The sequence below is a fragment of the Actinoplanes sp. 13 genome (genome assembly GCF_056134165.1).
Genome location: NZ_JBVYOQ010000001.1, coordinates 75,178 through 101,020, shown reverse-complemented (window position 1 = coordinate 101,020; position 25,843 = coordinate 75,178). Strand labels below are relative to the sequence as shown.

Here is a 25,843-nt window from a genome sequence, read left to right as displayed (position 1 = left end):
CGAACGGGCACGATCGATGTCATGGAAGCCATCGAGGTAACCGGACTCCGGAAGACCTATCGCGGCCGGGACGCGGTCGCGGGCATCGACCTCGTGGTCGCCCGCGGCGAGATCTTCGCCCTGCTCGGCCCGAACGGCGCGGGCAAGACCACCACGGTGGAGATCCTGGAGGGGCACCGGCGCCGCACCGGCGGTGACGTGCGGGTGCTGGGAGAGGATCCGGAACGCGCCGGTTCGGCGTGGCGGACCCGGATCGGCATCGTGCTGCAGGACGCCGACGACGCCGCCGACCTGACCGTCCACGAGATGGTCCGCCACCTGGCCGGCTTCTATCCGTCGGCGCGCCGGCCGGACGAGGTGATCGACCTGGTCGGGCTCACCGCCAAGCGGAACAGCAAGATCCGTACGCTCTCCGGCGGCCAGCGCCGCCGCGTCGACGTGGCCCTCGGCATCGTCGGCCGGCCCGAGCTGCTCTTCCTCGACGAGCCGACCACCGGCTTCGACCCGGAGGCGCGCCGCCAGTTCTGGGAGCTGATCCGCACCCTGGCCGGCGACGGCACCACCATCGTGCTGACCACCCATTACCTGGACGAGGCCGAAGCCCTCGCCGACCGGCTCGCGGTGCTGGCCGGCGGCCGGGTGGTCGCCGAAGGCACCCCGGCGACGCTGGGCGGCCGCTCCGCCGCCGAGGCGGTCGTCTCGTGGCGGGAGAACGGGGTGGCGCACACCGAACACCACACCGACCCGACCGCGCTGATCCGGCGCCTGCTCGACAGCGGGGTGGACCTGACCACGCTGACCGTCACCCGGCCCACCCTCGAGGACACGTACCTCACCCTGATCGGAGCAGCCCGATGAGCACGCCCGCCATGAGCCTGAGCCGCGGTCACGTGGAACTGCTGCAGTTCCTGCGGGACCGGACCGCGGTGGTCTTCACGTTCGCCTTCCCGGCGATGCTTCTGCTGCTGTTCGGCACCATCTTCGGCGACGAGTACAACGCCCAGGGTGTCAGCGCCAGCCGGGTGTTCACCGCCAGCATGATCGCGTACGGCATCCTGAACACCGCGTTCGTCACGATGGGGGCCGGGCTGGCGCTCGATCGTGAGGACGGGACGCTCAAGCGACTCCGCGGCACACCGATGCCCGCGTCCGCGTACCTGATCGGGAAGGCTCTTCTGGTCCTCGCGCTGAGCGTGGCCGAAGCGGCCGTCCTGCTGCTGGTCGGCGCCGTGGTCTTCGACGTGCCGATGCCGGACGCGGCGCACTGGCTGACGTTCTCCTGGATCTTCCTGCTCTCGGTGATCGCGTGCTCGCTGCTCGGCGTCGCGGTCAGCGCGCTGGTCCGCAACGCCCGCAACGCCGGCGCCATCCTGAACGTGCCGGTGGTGGCGCTGCAGTTCGTCTCCGGCGTCTTCATCCAGCCGATGAGCCAGCTGCCGGACTGGCTCGAGAACTTCGCCTCGCTCTTCCCGGTGCGCTGGATGGCGCAGGGCTTCCGCTATGTGTTCCTGCCCGACGAGGCCAAGGCCCAGGAGATCGGCGGCGCCTGGAACCTCGGCACGGTCGCCGTGGTGCTCGGCATCTGGTGTGTGATCGGATTGGTGCTGTGCCTGGCGACCTTCCGATGGAGCGACCGGTCCCGGTGAGCACCGTCGGCGAGGCCACGCCGGCGGCCTGGTTGTGGGACGTCTATTTCGCGGTGATCACGGCTGCCATCGCGGCCGCGGTCGTCGTCGTGGAGGGCTTCCCGGTTCTGCCGCGCGTGCTGGCGCTCTCGGCGCTGGCCGCGATGACGCTGCTGCATCTGCTGGTCGGCCGGTCGCTGATCATGCGGGACGCGGAGGACCGGGCGGCCCTGGTCGTGGTCCTCGTGCAGGTCGCGCTCTTCATCACCGCGGTCTACTTCGTGCCGTACACCACCTGGCTGATGTTCGCGGTCATCCCGTTGATCTTCCAGATGATCCCGCTGCGGCCGGCCATCGTCCTGATCATCGTGACCAACGCGCTGCCGGTGGTGCTGGAATACCGGCGGGAGCCGGAGGGAATCGGGATCGACCTGGTCATCGCGGCGATCTCGACGACAGCCGGCATCTGCATGGGCCTGTGGATCATGCGGACGCTGGAGCAGAGCCAGGAACGGGCCGAGCTGATCGCCGAACTCTCGGCCTCCCGCGCCGAACAGGAACGGCTGTCGCACGAGGCCGGGGTGGCGGCCGAGCGGAACCGGCTGGCCGGGGAGATCCACGACACCCTGGCGCAGGGCTTCACCAGCATCATCACGCTGATCCAGGCGGCCGACCCGGCGCTGCGCGACGAGCGGCTGGCGCTCGCGGTGCGGACGGCCCGGGAGAACCTCGCGGAATCACGGGCCCTGGTGGCGGCCCTCTCACCCTCGGCGTTGGCCTCGGCTTCCCTGCCCGAGGCGGTACGACGCCAGGGCTCCCGTTTCGCCGAGGAGTCCGGAGTGTCGTGCTCGGTGCGGGTGATCGGCTCGCCGCGCGAGCTGCCCACCCGGGTCGAGGTGGTGCTGCTGCGGGCGGCCCAGGAGTCGCTGGCGAACGTACGCCGGCACGCCGGGGCCTCCTCGGTCGACGTCGCCCTCGGCTATACGCCGGAGTCGGTGCGTCTGGTGGTGCGCGATGACGGCCGCGGGTTCGACCCCGCGGCGACCGGTGGATTCGGGCTGTCCGGAATGCGCACCCGGGCCGCCCAGGTCGGCGGGACGCTGACCGTGTCGTCGGGCGCCGGGACCACCCTCGAACTGGAGATTCCCGCATGATCCGCATCCTGCTGGTCGACGACCACCCGGTGGTGCGGATGGGCCTGCGCGGCATGCTCGACGCCGAACCCGACCTGACCGTGATCGGCGAGGCCTCGTCCGGCGCCGACGGCGTCACCCAGGCGCTGTCCCTGCGACCGGACATCGTGCTGATGGACCTGCGGATGCCCGGCGGCGACGGCGTCACCGCGACCGCCGAGATCCTGGCCGCCTCCGCCGGCATCCGGGTGATGGTGCTGACCACGTACGAGTCGGACCGCGACATCCTGCGGGCGATCGAGGCCGGCGCCTCCGGTTATCTGCTCAAGGACGCGACCCCGGCGGAGCTGGCGGAGGCGGTGCGGGCAGCCTCTCGCGGTGAGACGGTCCTGGCGCCGAGCGTCGCCTCGACCCTGGTGCGGCAGGTGCGCAGCCCGTCCCCGCCGGCCCTGTCGGCGCGCGAGACCGAGGTGCTGCGGCTGGTCGCCGCGGGGTCCACGAACGCCGAGATCGGCAAGCAGCTGTTCATCAGTGAGGCCACCGTGAAGACGCACCTCATCCGCATCTTCAACAAGCTCGACGTCACTGACCGGACAGCCGCCGTCACCACCGCCATGCGCCACGGGCTGCTTTAAACGCTCGAAACACGAATTCCTGTCATAAGCCACTTTCGCGGCGGTTAGATTACCTCCGGCGCGCCCTCTGTCTTCGCAGCTCATCACTGCTTTTCGGGATCCTGCGCCGTTCCCTCGCCCTATGGGCCGGCCGCCGAAGGAGACAGGACCATGCCCAGTCGAGCTGTAGATCAGGTGCCGGTACGGCTGTGGGCCCCGGCAAGATTCCGGGCCCTCGTGTCAGTCGTGGCCGCGGCCGCTGCCGGTCTGATGCCGGTGGTCGCCCTGCTACCGGCACCCGCCTACGCCGACCCTGGCGACATCATCATCGAGGCCGACCTCGAGGGCGCGGAGGGCGGCGAGTTCGCCTTCGAGGTGCAGCGCCTCGGCCCGTCGACCGGCTCCGTCACCATCAAGTACGACATCATCCCGGCGGCCGGTGACGGCTTCGAGGCCGCCACCGCGGGCACCGACTACACCGCCATCAGTGGCCAGACGACGTTCAACGCGAGCTCCCGAACCGTGATCAAACGACTCGTGGTCAACGGCGTCACGGACCCGAACGACGAGTACGACGAGCGGTTCGCGCTGCGCCTGCGCTACCTGGACGACACGCTGGTCACCCCGATCGCCTACGGCGCGATGCTGGACGACGACAACGCACCGACCTACACCCTCGACCCGAGCCCGATGACCGTCGCCGAGGACGCCGGCAACGCGACCATCACCGCGACGCTGTCGAACTTCTCGGCCAAGGAAGTACGGATCCCGTACGGAACCGTGCCGGGCTCCGCCACCGCCGGTCAGGACTACACCACGACCACCGGCACGCTCGTGATCCCGGCGGAGAGCCCGACCGGGACCATCACGGTGCCGATCGCCAACGACACGCGGGACGAGATCAGCCCCGAGGACTTCACCGTCAACACCAACGGCTCCCCGGTCAACGCCACTGCGGGATCGCCGGCCGCGACGACGGTGGAAATCACCGACAACGACGGCCCGCCCCAGGTTTACCTGGAAGAGCCGGCCGACGTGGCCGAGGGCGACACCATCACGTTCCCGGTCAAACTCGACGCGCCCTCCAACCGTGACGTGACGGTCACCGCAACCTTTGCGAGCGGTGGCACGGCGGCACTGACCGACGACTACACCGTCACCACGCCGCAGACGGTCACCATCCCCGCCGGCCAGACCACGACGAACGTGACGGTGCCGACGGTCGCCGACGTCCTGGCGGAATCCGGGGAGTCGGTGGACCTGACGATCTCCGGCCCGGCCAACGCCACCCTCGGCGGCGGTGTGTCCACGACCTCGGTGGGCATCATCGACACCGCGGTCTCCGTGGCGTCGGACACGACGATCGTCGAGGGGGCCGGCGGGACGACCAGTCAGACATTCACCGTCACGCTGAACAAGGCGCGGCAGACGGCGACCGAGGTCAACTACACGGTCACCGGCAACAGCGCCACGGCCGGCACCGACTTCGACACGGTTGCTCCGGGGACCCTCACCTTCGCACCGGGCGAGACGACCAAGACGATCACCGTGGCGATGCGCGGCGACACGACTTATGAGGCGGGCGGGGAGACCTTCACCATCGGCCTGGCGCCGGCCGAGGCCACCGTGGCGGTCACGGGGACCGGCCAGTTCACCATTCCGGAGGACGACGCGGCGCCGGCTCTGCTGTCGTTGTCGAACGTCCCCCGCCTGGAAACGGACTCGGGGACCACCACCGCGACGTTCGTCGCGAGCATCGATCACCCGAGTGCACAGAACATCGTTCTGAATGTCGCCGTGAGCGACGCAGGCACCACCGAAGGGCCCGGCGCCAACCCTGGCGACGATGACTTCGAACTGGCCGCCGCAACCCTCACCATCCCGGCCGGTTCGACCACCGGCCAGGTGGACGTCACGGTCAAGGGCGACGAGGTCTACGAGGCGGAGGAGACTGCCACGATCACTGCCACGCGTCAGGGCGGTGGAGCGACCGGCGGGCCGGTGAGCGGGACGTTGACGATCGAGAACGACGACACGGTCCCCACCATCTCGCTGGGCCTGGGCGATCAGGCCGAGGGTGCCGTCTCGCCGTTGACCGTGCCACTCAGCGCTACGGTCGACGGTGAGGCCGAGGACCCGTTGCAGTTCACCGCAGCCGCGATCGGTGCGTCGGACAACGGAAGCAACGCGGCGGAGCCGGCGGACTTCGACGACGCCAACCTGGACGTTTCGGGTGAGTTGGCGCCCGGGGACCCGACAATCGACCTGGTATCGATCGACCTCCTGCCCGACGATGTCGACGAATACGACGAGACCGTCCAGATCGCGGTCACGATGAACGGCGAGACCGTCAGTGACTACGTGACCATCACCGACAACGCGAGCGATCTGGGCCCGGAGGTGTCCATCGATCCGGCGGAGCCGGTCCTGGAGGACAGCGGTCCCGCGCAGGTGCCGGTGACCCTGACCTATGACCCCAACGACACCGACGCGACATCGAGCGACAAGTCGATCGTGGTGAACTACGGAGCTTCGGCAGGGACGGCTGCCGCTGACGACTTCACGGTCGGCACGGGGTCGGTGACCTTCGCTCCGAACGATCCGTTGACCAAGAACGCCGAGGTGGACGTCACGGTCGATGGCGACTACGAGCTCGACGAGGACTTCACGGTCGAGGTGACGTCGGCGCCGCAGGCGGGTGGCATCGACGCCGGCGCGGACACCAGCACGGTGACGATCACGAACGACGATCCGGCTCCGGGCTTCCAGGTGACCCCGGATGCGACGGTGACGCCGCACGCGGTGGCCGAGGGCGGAACCGCGACGTTCACTGTCACGTTGGACGAGGTGGCACTGGAGGACGTCGACTTCACGGCGACGCTGGCGAACGTGTCGACGTCCGGCGGCGACACCACCTACAGCACGCCGATCGCGTTCCAGATCCAGCAGGGAAGCGACGACGCCACAGTCAGCATCACGACCGTCAACGACACAGCGGATGAGCCCGGCGAGACGGCCACGCTGACGATCGCTCGCGCCGGCGGGGAGAACAACGCTTCCGGCGGTCCGGTGGTCAGCACGATCAGCATCACGGACAACGACGCCGCCCCGGCGCTCACGCTCGCCCCGATCACCGGCACTGAAGGCGATACCGAGGCGGTGACCGCCACCGTGGTCGGCTCGTCGCAGGCGTCGGTTCCGTGGACGGCGACGGTGACCGGCGTGGGCGGCACCGCGGCGGCGCAGGGCCTGGTGAACCCGGTGCAGGCGGCGGATGTGAACGGGACGGGCTTGACGTTGTCGGGCAGCCTCGCTCCCGGCGCGCCGACGCTGAACCTGGGCAACCTGGTGCTGCTGGACGACGCGATCGACGAGGACGACCAGGAGGCCCGGGTGTCGATCACCCTGGGTGATCAGGCGCCGGTGACGACGACGGTGACCATCGCGGACTCCGCGGGCGACCTGGGCCCTGAGGTGTCGATCGCGCCGACCGCGTCGGTGGCGGAAAATGCCGGTCCGGCGCAGGTAGGGGTGACGCTGAACTACGGCCACGGGTCGAACACGGCGACGGAGACCGAGAAGTCGGTTGATGTTGCCTACAGCGCGACTGCCGGCGGGACGGCGAGTGCGGGCGACTTCGCGGTGGGAACCGGGACGGTGAGTTTCACCGGCACCGAGGTCAACAAGAACATCTCGGTGAACCTGACGACCGACGACGCGTACGAGCTGCCCGAGACGTTCAACCTGGACCTCACCGGCGCGACCGGCGCGGACAGCGTCAACACCGGCGCCGACAACAGCGTGGTCACGATCACCAACGATGATCCGGCGCCGGCCTTCACGGTGACGCCGGATGCGACGGTGACACCGTTGGTGGTGGTGGAGGGTGCTCCGGCCGAGTTCAAGGTGGAGTTGCCTACGCCCGCGGTGGCCACTGTCAACTTCACGGCGACGTTGGCGGACGGGACCACGGACAGCAGCGACCGCACCTACAGCGCGCCGGTCGCCTTCTCCATCGCGCAGGGCGCCGTTGACGCGACGGTGAGCATTCCGACGCTCAATGACACCGCTGACGAGGCCGCTGAGGTCGCCACAGTGACGATCGCTCTGGCCGGCGGAGAGACAGACGCGTCCGGTGCACCGGTGACCAGCAACGTCACCATCACCGACAACGATGACGCGCCGGCTGTCACGTTGTCGCCGGTCACCGGCACGGAGGGTCAAACCAAGGCGTTGAGCGCGACGGTGGCCGGATCGTCGCAGGCGTCGGTCCCGTGGACGGCGACGGTGACCGGGGTGGGCGGCACGGCGGCGGTCGGCGGTCTGGCGAATCCGGTGCAGGACGCGGATGTGGACGGGACCGGCCTGACGTTGACCGGCAGCCTCACGCCGGGTGCGGGCACCATCAACCTGGGCAACCTGGTGCTCGCCACCGACACGATCGACGAGAACGACCAGACTGCGCAGATCTCGATGACCCTGGCCGGTCAGGCGCCGGTGACGACGACGGTGACGATCGCGGACCACGCTGACGATCTGCCGCCGCAGCTGTCGGTGTCGCCGACGGTGTCAGTGCGCGAGGATCAGGGTCCGGCGCAGGTCGCGGTCACGAAGAACTTCGCCCACAACAGCAACGACGCGACGTCGACCGAGAAGGCGATCACGGTCGACTACGACACCGTCGCCAGTGGTTCGGCCGCGGCTGGGGACTTCGCGGTGGGCTCCGATGCGGTGACCATCGGTGCGGGGGAGGCTTTCAAGAACATTCCGGTGGTGCTGACCAACGACAGCGCCTACGAGTTGCCGGAGACCTTCACCGTCGATGTGACCTCGGCGCCTGCGGCCCACTCGATCACCGGTGGTACCAGCACGGTGACGATCACGAACGATGACACGCCGCCCGCCTTCACGGTGACGCCTGATGCGACGGTGACGCCGCTGGAGGTGACGGAAGGCGGTTCGATCGAGTTCAAGGTCGAACTGGCTGCACCGGCGGTGGCCACTGTCAACTTCGAGGCGACGTTGGTGGACGGGACCACGGACAGCAGCGACCGCACCTACAGCGCGCCGGTCGCCTTCTCGGTCACGCAGGGCATTGATGAGGCGACGGTGACCATTCCGACGCTCAATGACACCGCCGACGAGGCCGCTGAGGTCGCGACGGTGACGATCGCTCTGGCCGGCGGGGAAGCGGACGCGTCCGGCGCTCCGGTGACCAGCAACGTCACGATCACCGACAACGATGACGCGCCGACGCTCGCGCTGTCCCCGATCACCGGCGCCGAAGGCGCCACCCCGGCGATCAGCGCCACTGTCACGGGAACCGCCCAGGCGCCGATCGCCTACACCGCGACGGTGACCGGCGTGCAGGGCACCACGGCGGTGGAGGGCCTGACCAACCCGGTGCAGCCCGCCGACGTCAACGGCGCCGGTCTGACCCTGAGCGGCAACCTCAGCCCCGGAGCCGGCACTCTCAACCTCGGCAACCTGGTGCTCGCCACCGACACGATCGACGAGGACGACCAGACCGCGCAGGTCTCGATCACCCTGGCCGGTCAGGATCCCGTCACCACGACGGTCACCCTCACCGACGCCGCGAACAACAAGTCGCCGGAGATCGTCTTCGGGGCGGCACCGACGGTCGCCGAGGAGGCCGGTGCTGCGGCCATGCCGGTCGGCCTCAGCTGGCACGGTCTCAGCGGCAACGTCGCCACCTCGACGGAGAAGACGATCACCGCCCGCGTGGACACGGTGGACGACACGGCGGAGGAGCCGGGCGACTACACCGCCATCACGAGCGGCACGGTGACGTTCGAGCCGAACGACGTCGCCGAGAACATTCCGGTGACGCTCTTCGACGACCAGGTGCACGAGGTGACCGAGGCCTTCGACGTCGCCCTGTCCGCGCCCACCGGGGGTGCCACCATACCGGTCGGTGATGCGCCGGTCACTGTCACGGACACTACCGACGCCAAGCCCACCTACACGGTCTCGGCCGAGACCGTGAACGAGGGCGGCACAGCCACTGTCACGGTCGAGCTGGCCACTCCGGCGGCAGCCGACATCCCGCTGACCGTGTCCGTGGTGGACGGCACCGCTACCCGCGGCGACATGGCCGAAGGCGGCGACGACTTCAGTACCCCGACCGCCGCGATGACGGTCCTGAAGGATGCCCGGACCGCGACTGTGCAGGTGGCGACGCTGAACGACAACGCGTACGAGGGCCCGGAGACCGCCCTCGTCCGAGTCACCCGCGACAACGCGGACCACGCGGCCGGCGGCCCGGTCGACGGCACGCTGACCATCAACGACACCGATCCGGTCCCGGCGATCACCTTGAACACGGTCGAGGACGCCGAGGGTGCCACGGTGAACGTCACCGCGACGCCGGACGGTCTCGCCCAGCGCGCCATGAACTACACGGTCACCGCTGCCGGCGACGCCGGCGGCGGAGCGAACGCGGCCGAGGGCGGCGACTTCACCGCCACGCTGTCCGGCGCGATCGCCGGCGGCACGGCCGCGAGCACACCGGTGCCGTTCGGGACGATCGCCCTGAACCCGGACACGGTCGACGAGCCGATCGAGACCATCAAGGTCACCGCCCGGAACGACTCCGCGACCACCGCCGACGCCACTTCCGCCTACCGCGTCACCGATGACCCGGCGGACCTGCCCCCGACGGTGTCGGTCGGCTCGACCTCGGTCAGTGAATACTCGCCTTCGGCTTCCGTCCCGGTGACCCTCGCCTTCGGTGGTGGCAACGCCGCCACCTCCACCGAGCAGGCCGTGTCGGTCACCTACCAGGTGAACCCCGAGACCGCCTCCTCGGCCGACATCGGCACGCCGTCGCCGGCCAGTCCGCTCGTCGTCGCCGGTGGTGCATCCGGGGGAACGATCGAGATCCCGATCGTCAACGACCAGGCCGTCGAATCGACCGAGACCTTCCAGGTGGTCGCCACTCAGGTGAGCCCGGCGGGCGCCACCATCGGCACCGCCGCGGGGACGGTGAGCATCACCGACAACGATGTGAACCAACTGCCCCCGGCGGAAGGCGGAGGCGGGGACGGCGTCGTCGTGCCGTCGTTCTCGGTCGCGAGCACCGCATCGGCCGGGGAGGGTTCGGGTCCGGCCACCGTCGGGGTGACCCTGGACGCCGCGGCCACCAACGATGTCGACCTCACCGTGGTGGCCACCGAAGGCACCGCCACCGACGCGGCCAGCGGGCTCGGTGGGGACGACTACGACCCGCCCGCCACCACCTTGCGCATCCCGAAGGGCGGCCGTAGCGCGATCGTGACGATCCCGGTCCGGCAGGACACCGTCTTCGAGGGGGACGAGAACGCCCGGATCACCGTCGCGCTCGCTGCCGGGGAGCGGGACGCCAGTGGCGCAGCGCAGTCGGCCACCGTCACCGTCGTCGACGACGACCCCCGGCCCACGCTCGACCTGGTGGCTGTCACCGCCGCGGAGGGGCAGACCATCGAGGTCCGCGGAACCGTCACCGGAACAGCGCAACGCGAGCTCGATCTGGGCGGCACCGCCGCTGTGGCCCAGGACGAGGCGGACGACTCCGCGGAGCCCGGCGACTATGACCTCACCGGCTTGGACAACGTGCTCCCCGCCGGGACGCCGAGCGGCAGTGTGGTCAACCTCGGAACCATCCGTCTGAACGACGACACCGTCGATGAGAACGCGGAGAGTATCCCGCTCGGCCTCGGCGGGTCCCGGGTGGAGTACCGGATCGCGGACGACCCGCTCGACGTCTCGCCGACCGTTTCGATCAGCGACGAGGCCACCCGGGAGAGCGCCGGAGCGGCCGAGCTGGCCGTCTCTCTGAACTTCGCCGGCGGCACCACCGGAACCGAGCGCTCCATCGCGGTGCCATGGCGCACGATCGCCGGTACCGCCGACGCGGGCAAGGACTTCACCGCGTCGAGCGGCACGGTCCGGTTCACGCCGCCGGTCACCGCGACGACCATCTCGGTGCCGCTGCTCAAGGACAACCGCAACGAGTCGGAGCAGGCCTTCACCGTGCAGCTGGGGACGGCGCAACCCGCCGACGTGGCCGTCACCCGGGCGAAGGGCACGGTCACCGTCGCGGACGACGACAAGGCCAAGGCGCCTACCCTGAACGTCCCGTCCTCGGTCACCGGCACCACGCGGCTGGCCGTCACGGGGGCGGCGGGCGCCGGCGCCACCGTCGAGATGCTCAGCGCTCCCGGAACGTCCGGCGGCACGTGGCGGGTCGTCTACACCACTGAGGCCGACGACAACGGCGACTTCACGTTCCGGCCGAACTTCACCATGGGTTACCGGCTCATGGTCCGTGCCGACGGGCTGACCTCACCGGTCCGCCTGCTCCAGGTCCGGCAGGAGCCGGCCCTGGCGGTCGCCTCCAACGCCCGTGGCACGGCGACTGTGAAGGTCGCCGGTGACCCGGACCGGCAGGGCCAGTCCGTGACCGTGCAGCGGCAGGTCAGCGGTGACTGGCAGACCGTCGCCACCGGCCGCCTCGATTCCGAGGGCACCTTCGTCACAGTCCAGCGCGGACTGCGGACGGGCAGCACCTACTCGTTCCGGGCGGTGGTCGGCGCTACCCCATCGCTGGGCATCCTCGCCGGCGTTTCGCCGACCCGGCAGGTCCGGGTTCGGTAGTCGATCAGCTGAGTGAAGGGCGGTCCGTTCGGGCCGCCCTTCACCCGTTTCACGGCCGTCCCGAGGGGGTCGTTACAGGTCATGTGAAGGTTTTTATACCGAAAAACGTGATCCGCCGGTAACAGGCCGATACGCCAGTTAGATTACGGAAGGCGTCGCCTCACACGGACCTTCGGATCCGTGTCTGCGCTGCTGAAGGCCGGTTTCGGCCGGCGCCCCCACCGCCCCAAGGTGCGGTACCCGAACAGGCAAACCCGTCGTGAGGCGGGGACGCAAAGCCAGGGGCCTCCCCGCTGGAGAGGTTGCCCAGCCGCCGAAGGAGTTAGGAAGAGAATGCGTCATCGACCAATCCAAGCGGCGCCGCGAGAGCGGGTGCCGTTCACGCTCTGGGGACCCAGCCGGATGCGGAAGGTTCTCGCCGGCCTCGCTGCCTCGGCTGTGGGTCTCGTCCCCGCGATGCTGATCACCACTCCGGCGCACGCGGCCGGGAACGTCAGCGATCTGACCATCTCCGACGCCGGTAACTGGGAGGGCGGAACCCTTCGGTTCACCCTCACCTACACGGGCTCGCTGCCGGCCACCTACAGCGTCGCCACCGCCGACGCGTCGGCCGCGTCCGCTAGCGACTACACCCAGCGGAGCGCCGGAAACATCTCGTTCCCCGGCACCGGTGGCAACAACACCGTGGTCGTCTCGGTCGCCACGGCAGCCGATGCTGACGTCGCGGACGAGACCTTCCTTCTGACGGCGACGGGTGACGACGGCACCAAGTCGGGCACCGGAACGATCTGGGCGGCGAGCGCCTACCCGAACTACACCCTCACCGGTCCGACGGAGGCGGTGACGGAGACCGCGATCACGTCGGGCGCCGGCACCTCCCAGAAGCGCGTCACGATCACTGCGACGATCGACACGGCGATGCCGCACGACGTCACCATTCCGATGGCGACGGCAGTGGCTGCCAGCCGGGCCACCAACTTGCAGGCCAGGTCCGATGGCAGTACGTTGCGTGACTTCTCGGCCCTGCCGGCTTCCGCTGCGATCGTGATTCCCGCGTACCAGTACACCGGGAGCATCGACGTCGAGCTCTTCGACGACGCGCTTGACGAAGAGGACACCCAGTACTTCCGGGTCCAGCAGGCGAGCGTACCGCTCGGCGCGGCGACCAACGTGACGCCGGTCGAAGTCGCTGTCACCGACGACGACACGGCGCCGACCGTGAAGATCGGCGACGCCCCGGCCGCGACCGAGGCCGCGGTCGTCAGGTTCCCGCTCACCCTGTCCGCGCCCACGGAGAAGACGGTCACCGTGGACTGGGAGTCCGCGGACGGCACCAACCTCTCCGGCTCCAACGCGGCCACGTCTGCCGACTACACCGCGGTAGTCACCGGTGTCGGTGTGGGCCGGGTGACCATCCCGCAGTACACGACGACCAAGACGGCCGATCTCACATCGGTTACCGACACCACGTTCGAAGGGCCGGAGAACGTCCGGGCTCGTCTTACCGCCGCCAGCGGTGCCACGCTGGGCACGCCGACCATCGGCACCGGCGTCATCAACGACGACGACGCGGCGACTGCGGGCCCGATCGTCACGCTCACCCCGACCACGGTCCAGGAGGGCGACTCCGGCGAGAACGTCCGGAAGCTCGCTGTGACGGTCACGAACGCCACCTACCCGACGCCGGTCAAGATCGACTGGAAGACCAAGGACGGCACCGCCAAGGCGGGTTCGGACTACAAGGCCGGTGAGGGAAGCTTCACCATCCCGGCCAACACGAGCACGGCGACCTGGACCCAGGACATCCCGATCACCGTCCTGGGCGACAAGGTGCTGGAGGGGGCCGAGGGCTTCGCCGTCACCCTGTCCAGCACGACCGCGACCATCCGCAACCCGGGTGACGTGGCCATGACCCTCACCGAAGCCACCGAGGGCGACGAGAAGCCTGTCTTCAACGTGGGCGACGTCTCGGTGACCGAGGGCAACACCGGCACCACCATGGCGAAGATCCCGATCTCGCTGAGCGGGGCCTCCCCGACGGACACCGTCTTCACCTCGACGTTCACCGCGGCCAGCGCGGTCGAGGGCGGCTCCCTGGCCGGCGACAACGACTACGACCTGCCGGCCGACACCACCGCCACCATCAAGGCCGGCGAGACGACCGGGTACCTGAACATCCCGATCAACGGTGACACCGTCTACGAGCGGGACCAGCAGTTCAGCGTCGCGATCACCACGGCGAGCACCGACGTCACCGCCACCGACACGGCTTTCGTCAAGCACGTCTCGCGGGTCAGCATCGGCAACGACGACGCCCAACCCTCGCTGACCTTCACCACCGGCAACGTGACCGAGGGGCAGTCGACCCAGGTCACCGGCACGATCGTCGGTGTCTCGGAGTACCCGTACAACCTCGGCCTGACCGTGGGTGGCGGCACTCCGAACCCGGCCACGCCGGGCACCGACTTCAAGGCGCCCGACGCTCTGCCCACCACGACGATCAGCGTCGCCCGCGGGGCCACGGGTGCGCTGACCACCATGAACGGCGCCTACACCTGGACGTTCGCCGCTCTCGAGGACACCATCGACGAGCCGACCGAGGCGTTCACCGTCACGGCCAACGAGACGACCGGTGTGCCGACCGGCTTCACCCCGTCCGCCGGCACCTACAAGATCGCCGACGATCCGCTGGACCTGCCGCCGGCGGTCTCCATCGGGGACGCCTGGATCAACGAGAAGGAAGGCTCGGTCGACGTTCCCATCGATCTGACCTTCACCGGTGAGGCGACCTCGACCACGCAGACGGTCACCGTCCCGTTCTGGACCCAGGACGGCACGGCCAAGGCGGGCTCGGACTACAAGGCGGTCAAGGGCACGCTCCAGATCCCGCCGGGTTCCATGAAGTGGACCGTCAAGGTTCCGCTCATCAACGACTGGGACGTCGAGGGCGACGAGACCTTCACGGTCCGGATCGGCAACGTCGGCCCGTTGGGCTCCTCGGTGATCACCGGCGACGCCACCGTCACGATCAAGTCGGACGACACGCACAACCCGGTCACGCCGACCATCAGCGTCACCGGACCGGCCAAGGGCACCGGCAACGCGACCATCACCGGCAAGGCCGCGGCGAACGCCGAGGTCGAGCTCTGGGGTGCTCCGATCGCCGGCAAGGGTGCGCTGAAGTGGCTGGTCAACGGCAAGGCCGACGCCGGCGGCAACTACCGGTTCACCCGCGCCATCTCCACGGGCTACCGGTTCGCCGTCCAGTCCCACGAGATCAACTCCGCGGAGCGGAGCGTCAAGATCACGCAGGACCCGGCCTTCACGGTCAGCTCCACCAAGGGCAAGGTCACGCTGAACGTCACCGGCAACCCGAAGGCCGCCGGCCAGTCGGTCATCGTGCAGCGCCTGAGCGGCGGCAAGTGGGTCAACACCGCCTGGAAGGGCACCACCACGGCCACTGGCTGGAAGGGCACCTTCACCGCCAAGTCGGGCACCAAGTGGACGCTGCGGGCGTTCGTCGCCGGTAACACCGGCGCCGGCATCAACCCGGGCTACTCGGGCCAGAAGGCCATCACCATCAAGTAAGTCGAAGCAGCGACGTGACGGGGGCGGCCGGCCGGCCGCCCCCGTTCCGTATGGGCAGATCAGTCGATCTCGACCGCCTGCGCGAACTGCGCCGAGTAGAGCCGCGCATACGCCCCGTCCGCCGCGATCAGCTCATCGTGCGTGCCCTGTTCGACGATCGATCCGTTCTCCATCACCAGGATCACGTCGGCGTCGCGGATCGTCGACAGCCGGTGGGCGATCACGAAGCTGGTCCGGCCGGTGCGCAAGTTGCCCATGGCCCGCTGGATCAGCACCTCGGTCCGGGTGTCGACGGAGCTGGTCGCCTCGTCGAGGATCAGGATGCTCGGCTCGGCGAGGAACGCCCGCGCGATGGTGATCAGCTGTTTCTGGCCGGCGCTGACGTTCGAGCCCTCTTCGTCGATCTTCGTGTCGTACCCGTCCGGCAGGGTCCGCACGAAACCGTCGACGTGTGCGGCCTCGGCCGCCTGCTGGATCAGCTCCGCAGAAGCGGAGTCGGCGCCGTAGGCGAGGTTCTCCGAGATGGTCCCGCCGAACAGCCAGGTGTCCTGGAGCACCATCCCGATCTGCTCGCGCAGCTGTTCCCGGGGCATGGACGCGATGTCCACCCCGTCCAGCGTGATCCGGCCCGAGGTCACGTCGTAGAACCGCATCAGCAGGTTGACCAGCGTCGTCTTGCCGGCTCCGGTGGGGCCGACGATCGCCACGGTCTGCCCCGGCTCGACAGCCAGCGACAGGTTCTCGATGAGCGGCTTGTCGGGCAGGTAGCGGAACGACACGTTCTCGAACGCGATCCGCCCCCGCACCGTCCCCAGGTCGACCGGGGCCGGATCCGGCGACTGCTCCGGGGCGTCCAGCAGCGCGAACACCCGTTCCGCCGACGCGACACCGGACTGCACCAGGTTCGCCATGCTGGCCACCTGGGTGAGCGGCTGGCTGAACTGCCGGGAGTACTGGATGAAGGCCTGCACCTCGCCCAGCGACAGCGTGCCCGAGGCCACGCGCAGGCCGCCGACGACGGCCACCAGCACGTAGTTCAGGTTCGAGATGAACATCATGGCCGGCTGGATCAGGCCGGAGATGAACTGGGCGCGGAAGCTGGAGGCGTACAGCCGGTCGTTGTGCTCCTCGAACACCGCGGCGGCCTCCTGCTGGCGCCCGAAGACCTTGACCAGCGCGTGCCCGGTGAACATCTCCTCGATGTGCCCGTTCAGCTTCCCGGTGGTCTTCCACTGTGCGACGAACTGCGGCTGCGACCGTTTGCCGATCACCGTGGTCAGCCATATCGAGACCGGCACGGTGACCAGTGCGATCAGCGCGAGCAGCGGCGAGATCCAGAACATCACGCCGAGCACCCCGACGATCATCAGCAGGGCGGTGACCAGCTGCGCGAACGTCTGCTGCAGGGTCTGCGCGATGTTGTCCGTGTCGTTGGTGGCGCGGCTCAGCACCTCACCGCGCGACTGCTGATCGAAATATGACAGCGGCAGGCGTCCGAGCTTCGCCTCGACCTGGTTGCGCAGGTCGAGGACGGCGGACTGGACGGCCTTCGCGGTGAGCCGGCCCTGCAGTACGCCGAAGACCCAGGCGCCGAGGTAGATCACCACCACCCAGGCGAGGATCTGGCCGAGCCGGGTGAAGTCCACCCCCTGCCCCGGGATCACGTCCACTCCGGAGAGCAGGTCGGCCTGGTTGTTCTCGCCTCGGGCGCGGAGCCCGGCGATCGCCTCCTCCTTGGTGACGCCGGGCTGGAGCATCCGCCCGATCACGCCGGAGAAGATCACGTCAGTGGCGCGGCCGAGCAGATAGGGCCCGAGCACCGAGAGGAAGACGCTGCCGACGCCGAAGAGCAGCACGAACGCGACGGTGATCCGTTGCGGTCGGAGCATGCCGAGCAGTCGCTTGGTCGAGCCTTTGAAGTCCTGGAGTTTCTCCGGCGGTCCGCCGGCCATCATCATCCGGGCCGCGGGCGGTCCGGCGGGCGGTGGTCCGGGCCGGCGGGTGGGCGCGGTCATGCGGATCCTCCATCACGAAGCAGGAACCTGGGGGGTACGACCGGAGCGTGATCGTTCGTCATGCCGCCGCCTCCGCCGCGGTCAGCTGGGAGAGCACGATCTCGCGATAGGTCGGGTTCGACTCCATCAGCTCGTCGTGGGTGCCGGTCCCGGCGACCTTGCCGTCGTCGAGCACGACGATCCGGTCGGCGTCCCGGATGGTGCTGACCCGCTGCGCCACGATCACCACGGTCGCGTCCGCGATGTAGGCGGTCAGCGCCGCCCGCAGAGCCGCGTCCGTCGCGTAGTCCAGCGCCGAGAACGAGTCGTCGAACAGGTAGATCTCCGGCCGGTGCACGAGGGCGCGGGCGATCGCCAGCCGCTGCCGCTGACCGCCCGACACGTTGGTGCCGCCCTGCGCGATCGGCGCCTCGAGCTGTCCCTCCATCTGCTCGACGAACTCCCTGGCCTGGGCGACCTCCAGGGCCTCCCAGAGCTCGTCGTCGGTGGCGTCCGGGTTGCCGTAGCGCAGGTTGGAGGCGACGGTGCCGCTGAACAGGTAGGGCCGCTGCGGCACCAGGCCCACGATGCGGGACAACAGTGCCGGGTCCAGCTCGCGGACGTCGACACCGTCGACGAGGACGGTGCCGCCGGTCGCATCGAAGAGCCGGGGGATCAGATTGAGCAGGGTGGTCTTGCCGCTGCCTGTGGAGCCGATGACGGCGGTGATCTCGCGGGGCCGGGCGATCACCCGTACCCCTGAAAGAACCGCGGCCTGCGCCCCCGGAAAGCGGAAGTCGACGTCCCGAAGCTCCAGCTCACCATGCCGTTCGAGTTGGGTGATCGGCGCCGTGGGCGGCGTCACGCTCGACTCGGTGTCCAGCACCTCCTCGATGCGTTCGGCGCAGACCTCGGCGCGCGGCACCATCATGAACATGAAGGTGGCCATCATGATCGACATGAGGATCTGCATGAGGTAGGCGACGAACGCGGTCAGCGAGCCGATCTGCATGCCGCCGGAGTCGATCCGGTGGCCACCGAACCAGAGCACCGCCACGCTGGAGATGTTCACGATCAGCATCACGGTCGGGAACATGAACGCCATGACCCGGCCGACCCGCAGCGACACGTCGGTGAGCTCGTCGTTCGCCACGCCGTAACGCTTCCGCTCGTGGTCGTCGCGGACGAACGCCCGGATCACCCGGATGCCGGTGATCTGCTCGCGCATCACCTGGTTGACCTTGTCGAGGCGCACCTGCATGGTGCGGAACAGCGGCCGCATCCGGGCGATGATCAGGCCGACCACGCCGATCAGCACCGGGACGATGACCAGCAGCAGCCCGGAGAGCGGGACGTCCTCGCGCAGTGCGAGCACGATGCCGCCGACGCACATGATCGGCGCCGACACCATCAGCGTGAACGTGAGCAGCACCAGCATCTGGATCTGCTGGACGTCGTTGGTGGTCCGGGTGATCAGCGAGGGCGCGCCGAACTGGCCGACCTCGCGGGCCGAGAACTCCTGCACCCGGTCGAAGATCGAGGCGCGCAGGTCCCGGCCGACGGCCATCGCGGTCCGGGCGCCGAAGTACACCGCCACGCCCTGTGCCACGATCTGGAGCACCGTGACACCGATCATGGCGCCGCCGATCCGCAGCACGTAGCCGGTGTCGCCCTTGATCACGCCGTTGTCGATGATGTCGGCGTTGAGCGCCGGCAGATAGAGCGTCGCGAGCGTCTGCAGGAACTGGAAGAGCACCACCAGGGAGATCGGTGTCCAGTACGGCCGCAGATGCACACGAAGCAGTTTGATCAGCATGTCGGCTGATCCCCCCGTTCGGTGTGATTGATCAATTCGTCGAGGATGATCGCGGCGACGTCCGGCACCGGGCCGGAGTCGGCGAGGATGCCGTCCAGCAGCAGGGTCGCCAGGTCCGCGCCGCTGAACGAGCCGGGCTCGCCGAACGGCCCGAACGCGTCGGCGCCGCAGTGCAGCAGCAGGAGCCGGGCGGCCTTGCCGGGGGAGACCCGCAACCGGGCCTCGTCCGGCGTGAACACGTCGGTGATCGCGGCGTGCAGTTGCTCCCGGGAGGCGGCCATCCGGGCCTGCGCCTCCGGGTCGGGCTTGTTCTCGAAGATCAGCTTGCGGGCCTCGTGCATCAGGTGCGCGTGCTCGGTGAACCGGCCGTGCACCAGCTCGGCGGCGCGCGCCACCCGCTCTCGCAGGTCGGCCGAGCGGTCGATGGCAGCGAGCGCGTCGAGGGTCTCCTGCGGGTCGAGTGCCTTGACCACCGAGCAGACCACCAGCTGCGTCTTGCTGTCGAAGACGCCGAAGATCGTCCCTTCGGCGACGCCGGCGGCGTGGGCGATCTGCCGGGTGCTCACGTCGAGGCCGTGCTGGTGGATCAGCGGGATGGTCGCCGCGATGAGGGCGGCCCGGCGCTCCTCCGGTGCCATCGCCGGGACCCGCCGGCGTCGAGATTCCATCCCGCCACCTTAATGAGCGAGCACTCACTCATCCACTGAATTTCGGGTTGGGGGAGGCGGTCGAACCGGACCGGAGCCGGGGGCGTATGAACAGAGCGTGAGCGAAGTGAAGTCCCACCGCCGAGTCCTCAGGCACCTGACCACGGCATTCGCGGCGGTTCTGGTGTTCCTGGCGCTGATCGTGCCGGACCAGATCTTCCGGCTGCCGCCCGGAAACGCGGTCCACACCGCGCTCCTGCGCGTCCCGATCGAGCTGCCCGTGGTCGGTGCCCTGCTGCTCCTGCTACCGCAAAGCGGGCGCCTCGGCCGGGCCCGGCGGCCGATCGTGCTGACCCTCGGCGTGCTGCTCGGCCTGCTCACCGTGGTGAAGCTGGTCGACATCGGGTTCTTCGCGGTGCTGGCCCGCCGGTTCGACCCGGTCCTCGACTGGGCATTGTTCGACGACGGCTTCAACTTCATGAGCGACTCCCTGGGCCGGCCCGTCGCCATCGGGCTCGCGCTCGCCGCAGTCGCCCTCGCCGTGGTCGTGACCGTCGCGATGACGTGGGCGGTCCAGCGGCTGAGCGGCCTCATGACCGCCCACCGTGCCTGGGCCTGGCGGGGCCTGGGCGCGGTGGGTGTCGCCTGGGCGGCCCTGACAGCGATCGGCTTCCAGCTGATCGGTGGCATCCCGGTCGCCTCGCACACCGCGGCCGACCTGGCCGCGCACACCGCCCTGGCGCTGCCCAACGACCTGCGTGACCGCAAGCGGTTCGCCGCCGAGGTCAAGGTCGACGCATACCGGGACCGGCCCGCCGACCAGATGCTCACCGCCCTCAAGAACAACGACGTGATCATCTCGTTCGTGGAGAGCTACGGGCGGGACGCCCTGGAGAACCCGCAGTTCAACGGCGCGGTCCTGGAGACCCTCGCGGACAACGGCGACAAGCTGGCGAAAGCCGGATTCACCGCACGCAGCGGGTACCTCACCTCGTCCACCGCGGGCGGCGGCAGCTGGCTGGCGCACGCGACGTTCCTGTCCGGGCTCTGGATCGACAACGAGCAGCGGTACCGCAGCCTGGTCGCCTCCGACCGGCTCACCCTCACCAAGGCGTTCGGCACCGTCGGGCACCGGGCCGTCGGCGTCGAGCCGGGCATCACGTTCGCCTGGCCGGAAGGCGAGTTCTACGGGTACGACCAGATCTACGACTCGCACACGCTCGGCTACAACGGCCCGGCGTTCAGCTGGTCACCCATGCCCGACCAGTACGTGATGTCGGCCTTCCACAAGCTGGAGTACGCCAAGAAGAACCGCGGCCCGCTGCTCGCCGAGGTGACGCTGACCTCCAGCCACACGCCGTGGACGCCGGTGCCCCCCATGCTCGACTGGGACGAGATCGGCGACGGCAGCGTCTACGGCCCGGTGGTCGACGCCGCCGAGCCCACCCAGAGCGTGTGGAAGGACAACGGCCGGATCAAGAGCGAGTACGCCCGGTCCATCGCCTACTCGATCGACAGCCTCCTGGAATACCTGGCGGAGTACGCCGACGACGACACGGTCCTGGTCATGCTCGGCGACCACCAGCCGGCCCCGGTCGTGGTCGGGCAGAACGCCACCCGCGACGTGCCGATCACGATCCTGGCCAAGGACCCGAAGATCCTCGACCGGATCAAGCGATGGGGCTGGACCGACGGCCTCAAACCGGCCGCGGACGCCCCGGTCTGGCGGATGGACACCTTCCGGGACCGCTTCTTCGCCGCTTACGGCCCCGAAGGGGATCAGCACTGAGGTGTGTGAAGTTCGGGTTCGAATCGAGCCCGAACTTCACACACTGGTTATTCGGCTTCCAGGACCTCGATGACCTGGCCCGCGGGGAGGCGTGGGGTCTTGGGTGGGGCCGAGTGGGCCGGGTCGAGGGTGCCGAGCCGGACGGCCAGGAACGGGTGGCCGGTGCCGCCGAGCATGGTGCGCAGGGTGTGGCGGGTGGAGGCGATCTCCACCGGGCCGCTCAGCGGCAGCAGGCTCACGGCCTGCTCGGTGGCGGCCAGCCACAGGCGGCTCAGCGCCTCACCGGCGCGCAGCCAGTCGACCGCGTCGTCACCCGTACCGTAAAGAACCGCGTAGGTCGCGGCCGCGTCGTGGCCGTCGCCCGCCCGCAGCGTCCCCTTCGCCTGGAAGTCGCGTTCCGCGACCGTGGTCAGCGGAACCTCCTCGGGAAGCGCCGACGCCGGGATGCCGGTGCCCTCGGTGCGCTCGCCGCCCACCCACCGGGCCATCTCCTCGCGGATCCGGTCGTCGGTGTCCTCGGCCTTCTGCGCGTGCTCCACCGCGACCGCCAGCTCGATGACCTGGTCCCGGCCCAGCACGTGCAGCCGTGCCCCGCCCGCCTCGGCCTGCTCGACCAGGTGCCGCAGAGCCTCATCCGGCACCTTCTCATCGGTGACCGTCCGCCGGTCGGTCCGCCGGACCTGGAGCATCTGCAGGTGCCGGGTCGCCTCCGGGTGCACCGCCTCACGCTCCACCGCCCGGATCGTGGCCAGCGGCTCGGTGGCGGTCCGCTCGATCTCGTGCCGCCAGCCCTCGGCGGTCAGCGCGACCTGCGCGTGGTGCAGCGCGGTGCCGCAGCTCAACAACAGCATCCGGCCGCCCGGGTCCTGCTCGGTCAGCTGCCGTTCGACGACGCCGAACAGCTCCAGGCGGTCACCCCGGATCACCCAGCGCCACGGCTGGGTGTTGTGGATCGACGGGGCGAACCGGGCGGCGTCCGCCGCCTGCACCAGTGCACGCGTGACCTCGTCCTTGCTCATGACTCCATGGTGCCCGAATTGCCGGCCGCCGGGTAAGGACTCAAGACCCTGGCGCGGATACGCTGCCACGGTGTTCTCGATTGATCTAGGAGACGGCGCCGAACTGCGGCCCCTCGAACCCTGGCAGGCCGCGGAGTTCCTGGCGCACATGGACCGCGCCCGCGCCACGGTCGACCCGTGGATCCCGTGGGCCAGCATCAGCACCGACCTGCCCACCGCCACCGCCACCCTGCAGCGCTACGCCGACCGGGCCGCGGCCGACACCGGCCGGCTGTTCGGCATCTGGCTCGACGGCACGCTGGTCGGCGGCACCATGTTCGTGGGCTTCGACGCCGCGTCCGGCAACTGCGAGGTCGGCTGCTGGCTGGAGCCGTCCGCCACCGGTCGCGGGCTGATCACCCGGGCGGTGCGGGTGCTGATCGACTGGGCGTTCCGCACGCGTGGCATGCACCGCGTCGAATGGCTCTGCGACCCCAACAACGTGGCCAGCTCCAACATCGCCCGCCGCCTCGGGATGACCCGGGAGGGTCAGAAGCGCCAGTCCTACCCCTGGCAGGGCACCCGCCGCGACACTGAGATCTGGGCCGTCCTGGCCCCGGATTGGACCTGACGCCACCGATGTTCGCCGAACCTTCGCTGACCCACCGCAGGGAGGGCGGCCAGGACGTGCCGCTGCTGCTCTGGCGCTTCCCGGCGCCCCTGCTCGCGGTCTCCAGCGCGGTCCTCGGCGGCGGGGTCGGCCCCCGGGAGTGGCTGATCAACGCGAGCGTCGCGATGTCGTACGCCCGGCCCGACCCCGAGGCGCACCTGGCCGAGCTGGCCGGTGGCCTCGGGCTGACCGGCCCCGGGATCGGCCTGCTCACCGGCGTGGACGTCGCCGACGTGGTGGCCGCGAACGACGACGGTGTGCAGGTCTACGCGACCGTCGGGCTCGGGGCGCCGCTGCTCGCGGCGGACCCGGCGGCGGTCGGGTTCGGGCACCGGCCCGGCACCGTCAACGTCGTCGTCGGGGTGCCGCAGCGCCTCGGCGACGGCGCCCTGATCAACGCGGTCGCCACCGCCACCGAGGCGAAGGCCCAGGCCCTCGCCGAACTGGGCCTGACCGCGACCGGGACGGCGACCGACGCGGTCTGCGTGCTCTGCCCGCTCGACGGGGCGCCGGCGCCGTACTGCGGTCCGCGGTCGCGCTGGGGCGCCCCGATGGCCCGGGCCGTGCACCGGGCCGTCCTCGACGGGGGCGCGGTCAACCTTGCCACCGGCCGCTCCTGGTCCGACCGCGCCGGCGGCTGACCGCTTCCGCTGCGCGCTGCCGCCGGGCGGGCATGCTTCCGCCGCGCCGCGCCGACGTCGTGCGATGCCCGGCGGTCAGGGGCGGAGCACGCCGGTGTCGGTGAGGACCCGGCTGCCGCCGCCCTCGCGCACGAACGAGACGAAGGGTGCGCCGCTCTCGGCGACTGCGACGATCCGCAGCAGGCCGCCGGCGAACGTCTCGGCCTCGCCCGCGGACTTGCCGGCGCCGGTCACGGTGGCCATCGCGGACGGATCCTCGGTGGCGAAGACCTCCGCGGGCTCGCCGCCGGCTATCCGCTTGGCGAGATCGATGCCCTCCCCGTACGACAAGACGATCTCGGTGCTGGGGTTCTGTGCCTCGTAGAGCGTCTCGATCTGGCCGAACGCCTCGCGCAGCTTCTCGTCGGCGAGGACCCGCACCTCGCTGAGCCCGGGCTGGCCGCCCGGCTCGACGGCGTCACCGGGCGGGCCGCCGCCCGCCGGACCGTCGCCGGTGCTGGGGCTCGGAGTCGCGCAGCCGCCGAGCGCCAGGACGACGGCCACCACGACGGCAGAGGCTCTCATCGCCCCACTGTGCCAGGATCGAGACGGTCACCCACACCCCTGGGTGACAAAGTGGCACAAAGTGCTCGCCCTGGGGGGCGTTGCGCCCGTCACACGTGCCCCGTCATGCTGGTGGGCGTGCCGGAACGCATCGCCGAAGTCACCGCCCTGCTCGCCGAGGTGCTGGCGCCGCGTGCCCCGCTCACGGTGATCGTCGACGGCGGCGATCCCGGCGTGGCCGCCCAGTTCGCCGCCCGCCTCGCCGCGGCCTTCCCTTCCAGCGCCCGCGCGTGGAACGTGGACGCCGTCCTCGGCCTCACCGGTCCCGGCGGCAGCGTCTCCGACTCGGCGCTCAACGTGCTGGAGCCGGCCACCGACCGGGTGCTGGTGTTCCTGCGCGGCGGGCCCCGGCACCGGTTCGCCGAGGGCGACGGCGAGCGCCGCGCCCAGGTGGTGATCGACCACCGCGACCCGGAGTGGCCGGTGATCCGCCAGATCCACCCCGACCTGGCCGACACCGACAGGTGGTACCTGTCGGAGAGCCGCGCCTTCTTCGCCGCCAAGGCCGCCGACTGGGACGCCCGGTTCGGTGACGACATCCCGCGCTACACCGAGGCGGTCCGCCTCGCCGGCGTGCAGCCCGGCCACGTCGTCCTCGACGTCGGGTGCGGCACCGGCCGGGCGCTTCCGGCGCTGGCCGCCGCGACCGGGCCGACCGGCCGGGTGCTCGGGCTGGACCTCACGCCCGACATGCTCACCGCGGCGCGCAAGGCGGGCCGGGACGAGTTCGCGACCCTCGTCCTGGCCGACGCGCGTCGCCTGCCGATCGCCGACGCCACGGCGGACGTGATCTTCGCCGCCGGCCTGGTGCACCACCTGCCCGACCCGGTGGCCGGGCTCGCCGAGCTGGCCCGGGTGACCCGTCCCGGCGGGACGCTGGCCGTCTTCCACCCCACCGGCCGCGCCGAGCTGGCCGCCCGGCACGGCCGTGTGCTGCGCAAGGGCGAGCCGCTCAGCGAGGAGCGGCTCGGCCCGCTGCTGGCCGGTTCGGGCTGGAGGTTGCGCAGCTACGAGGACGTGCCCACCCGTTTCCTCGCGCTCGCCGAGCGCCACTGACCCACCACCGCGTT

At 70.1% G+C, this 25,843-nt stretch carries 15 protein-coding genes and 1 riboswitch; of the genes, 10 read left to right on the top strand and 5 right to left on the bottom strand.

Annotation, left to right across the window (positions count from 1 at the left end; all coding sequences use genetic code 11):
• The first annotated feature begins 21 nt into the window (after positions 1 to 21).
• The 6 genes from AC0NH5_RS00400 (at position 22) to AC0NH5_RS00375 (ending at position 15,615) form a co-directional block, all read left to right on the top strand.
• A complete protein-coding gene (locus AC0NH5_RS00400; protein ID WP_474398494.1) occupies positions 22 to 858 on the top strand; it encodes an ABC transporter ATP-binding protein in 837 nt (278 codons plus the stop codon).
• On the top strand, positions 855 to 1,646 hold the full coding sequence (locus AC0NH5_RS00395) for an ABC transporter permease (protein ID WP_474398492.1): 792 nt from the start codon (positions 855 to 857) through the stop codon (positions 1,644 to 1,646). The genes AC0NH5_RS00400 and AC0NH5_RS00395 overlap by 4 nt, the downstream gene beginning before the upstream one ends.
• The gene (locus tag AC0NH5_RS00390; RefSeq protein ID WP_474398490.1) at positions 1,625 to 2,779 is read left to right on the top strand and encodes a sensor histidine kinase; all 1,155 of its coding nucleotides are present in this window, start codon (positions 1,625 to 1,627) and stop codon (positions 2,777 to 2,779) included. The genes AC0NH5_RS00395 and AC0NH5_RS00390 overlap by 22 nt, the downstream gene beginning before the upstream one ends.
• Positions 2,776 to 3,393 (top strand): response regulator, encoded by a 618-nt coding sequence (locus AC0NH5_RS00385; RefSeq protein WP_474398487.1) that lies wholly within the window; start codon positions 2,776 to 2,778, stop codon positions 3,391 to 3,393. Before AC0NH5_RS00390 ends, AC0NH5_RS00385 begins: the two co-directional genes overlap by 4 nt.
• Before the next feature lie 216 nt (positions 3,394 to 3,609).
• Positions 3,610 to 12,027 (top strand): Calx-beta domain-containing protein, encoded by an 8,418-nt coding sequence (locus tag AC0NH5_RS00380; protein ID WP_474398484.1) that lies wholly within the window; start codon positions 3,610 to 3,612, stop codon positions 12,025 to 12,027.
• A gap of 237 nt (positions 12,028 to 12,264) precedes the next feature.
• A riboswitch (cyclic di-GMP riboswitch) is annotated at positions 12,265 to 12,345 on the top strand.
• A 15-nt stretch (positions 12,346 to 12,360) separates the two neighbouring features.
• The gene (locus tag AC0NH5_RS00375; protein ID WP_474398482.1) at positions 12,361 to 15,615 is read left to right on the top strand and encodes a Calx-beta domain-containing protein; all 3,255 of its coding nucleotides are present in this window, start codon (positions 12,361 to 12,363) and stop codon (positions 15,613 to 15,615) included.
• Positions 15,616 to 15,674: 59 nt separating this feature from the next.
• Here AC0NH5_RS00375 and AC0NH5_RS00370 read toward each other — a convergent pair whose 3' ends face one another.
• The 3 genes from AC0NH5_RS00370 to AC0NH5_RS00360 are packed head-to-tail and all read right to left on the bottom strand — an operon-like array spanning position 15,675 to position 20,093.
• A complete protein-coding gene (locus tag AC0NH5_RS00370; RefSeq protein ID WP_474398480.1) occupies positions 15,675 to 17,630 on the bottom strand; it encodes an ABC transporter ATP-binding protein in 1,956 nt (651 codons plus the stop codon).
• A gap of 58 nt (positions 17,631 to 17,688) precedes the next feature.
• Positions 17,689 to 19,425 (bottom strand): ABC transporter ATP-binding protein, encoded by a 1,737-nt coding sequence (locus AC0NH5_RS00365; RefSeq protein ID WP_474398477.1) that lies wholly within the window; start codon positions 19,423 to 19,425, stop codon positions 17,689 to 17,691.
• Positions 19,419 to 20,093 (bottom strand): TetR/AcrR family transcriptional regulator, encoded by a 675-nt coding sequence (locus tag AC0NH5_RS00360; RefSeq protein WP_474398475.1) that lies wholly within the window; start codon positions 20,091 to 20,093, stop codon positions 19,419 to 19,421. Before AC0NH5_RS00360 ends, AC0NH5_RS00365 begins: the two co-directional genes overlap by 7 nt.
• A gap of 97 nt (positions 20,094 to 20,190) precedes the next feature.
• On the opposite strand from AC0NH5_RS00360, the gene AC0NH5_RS00355 reads away from it, so the two are divergent.
• The gene (locus tag AC0NH5_RS00355) at positions 20,191 to 21,861 is read left to right on the top strand and encodes an alkaline phosphatase family protein (RefSeq protein ID WP_474398472.1); all 1,671 of its coding nucleotides are present in this window, start codon (positions 20,191 to 20,193) and stop codon (positions 21,859 to 21,861) included.
• Positions 21,862 to 21,908: 47 nt separating this feature from the next.
• On the opposite strand, the gene AC0NH5_RS00350 is transcribed toward AC0NH5_RS00355, so the two are convergent.
• Entirely contained in the window at positions 21,909 to 22,880 is a 972-nt protein-coding gene (locus tag AC0NH5_RS00350; protein WP_474398470.1) for an Acg family FMN-binding oxidoreductase, read from the bottom strand.
• Between the two features lie 70 nt (positions 22,881 to 22,950).
• Here AC0NH5_RS00350 and AC0NH5_RS00345 point away from each other — a divergent pair, with 70 nt between their 5' ends.
• On the top strand, positions 22,951 to 23,490 hold the full coding sequence (locus AC0NH5_RS00345; protein WP_474398468.1) for a GNAT family N-acetyltransferase: 540 nt from the start codon (positions 22,951 to 22,953) through the stop codon (positions 23,488 to 23,490).
• An 8-nt stretch (positions 23,491 to 23,498) separates the two neighbouring features.
• Positions 23,499 to 24,170, top strand: coding sequence for an adenosylcobinamide amidohydrolase (locus AC0NH5_RS00340; protein ID WP_474398466.1), 672 nt, complete (start codon positions 23,499 to 23,501; stop codon positions 24,168 to 24,170).
• Between the two features lie 75 nt (positions 24,171 to 24,245).
• Here the strand turns inward: AC0NH5_RS00340 and AC0NH5_RS00335 are convergent, their stop codons facing one another.
• On the bottom strand, positions 24,246 to 24,734 hold the full coding sequence (locus AC0NH5_RS00335) for a molybdate ABC transporter substrate-binding protein (RefSeq protein WP_474398464.1): 489 nt from the start codon (positions 24,732 to 24,734) through the stop codon (positions 24,246 to 24,248).
• Between the two features lie 117 nt (positions 24,735 to 24,851).
• Here AC0NH5_RS00335 and AC0NH5_RS00330 point away from each other — a divergent pair, with 117 nt between their 5' ends.
• Positions 24,852 to 25,829, top strand: a complete 978-nt coding sequence (locus tag AC0NH5_RS00330; protein WP_474398462.1) for a class I SAM-dependent methyltransferase — start codon at positions 24,852 to 24,854, stop codon at positions 25,827 to 25,829.
• Positions 25,830 to 25,843 lie beyond the last annotated feature (14 nt).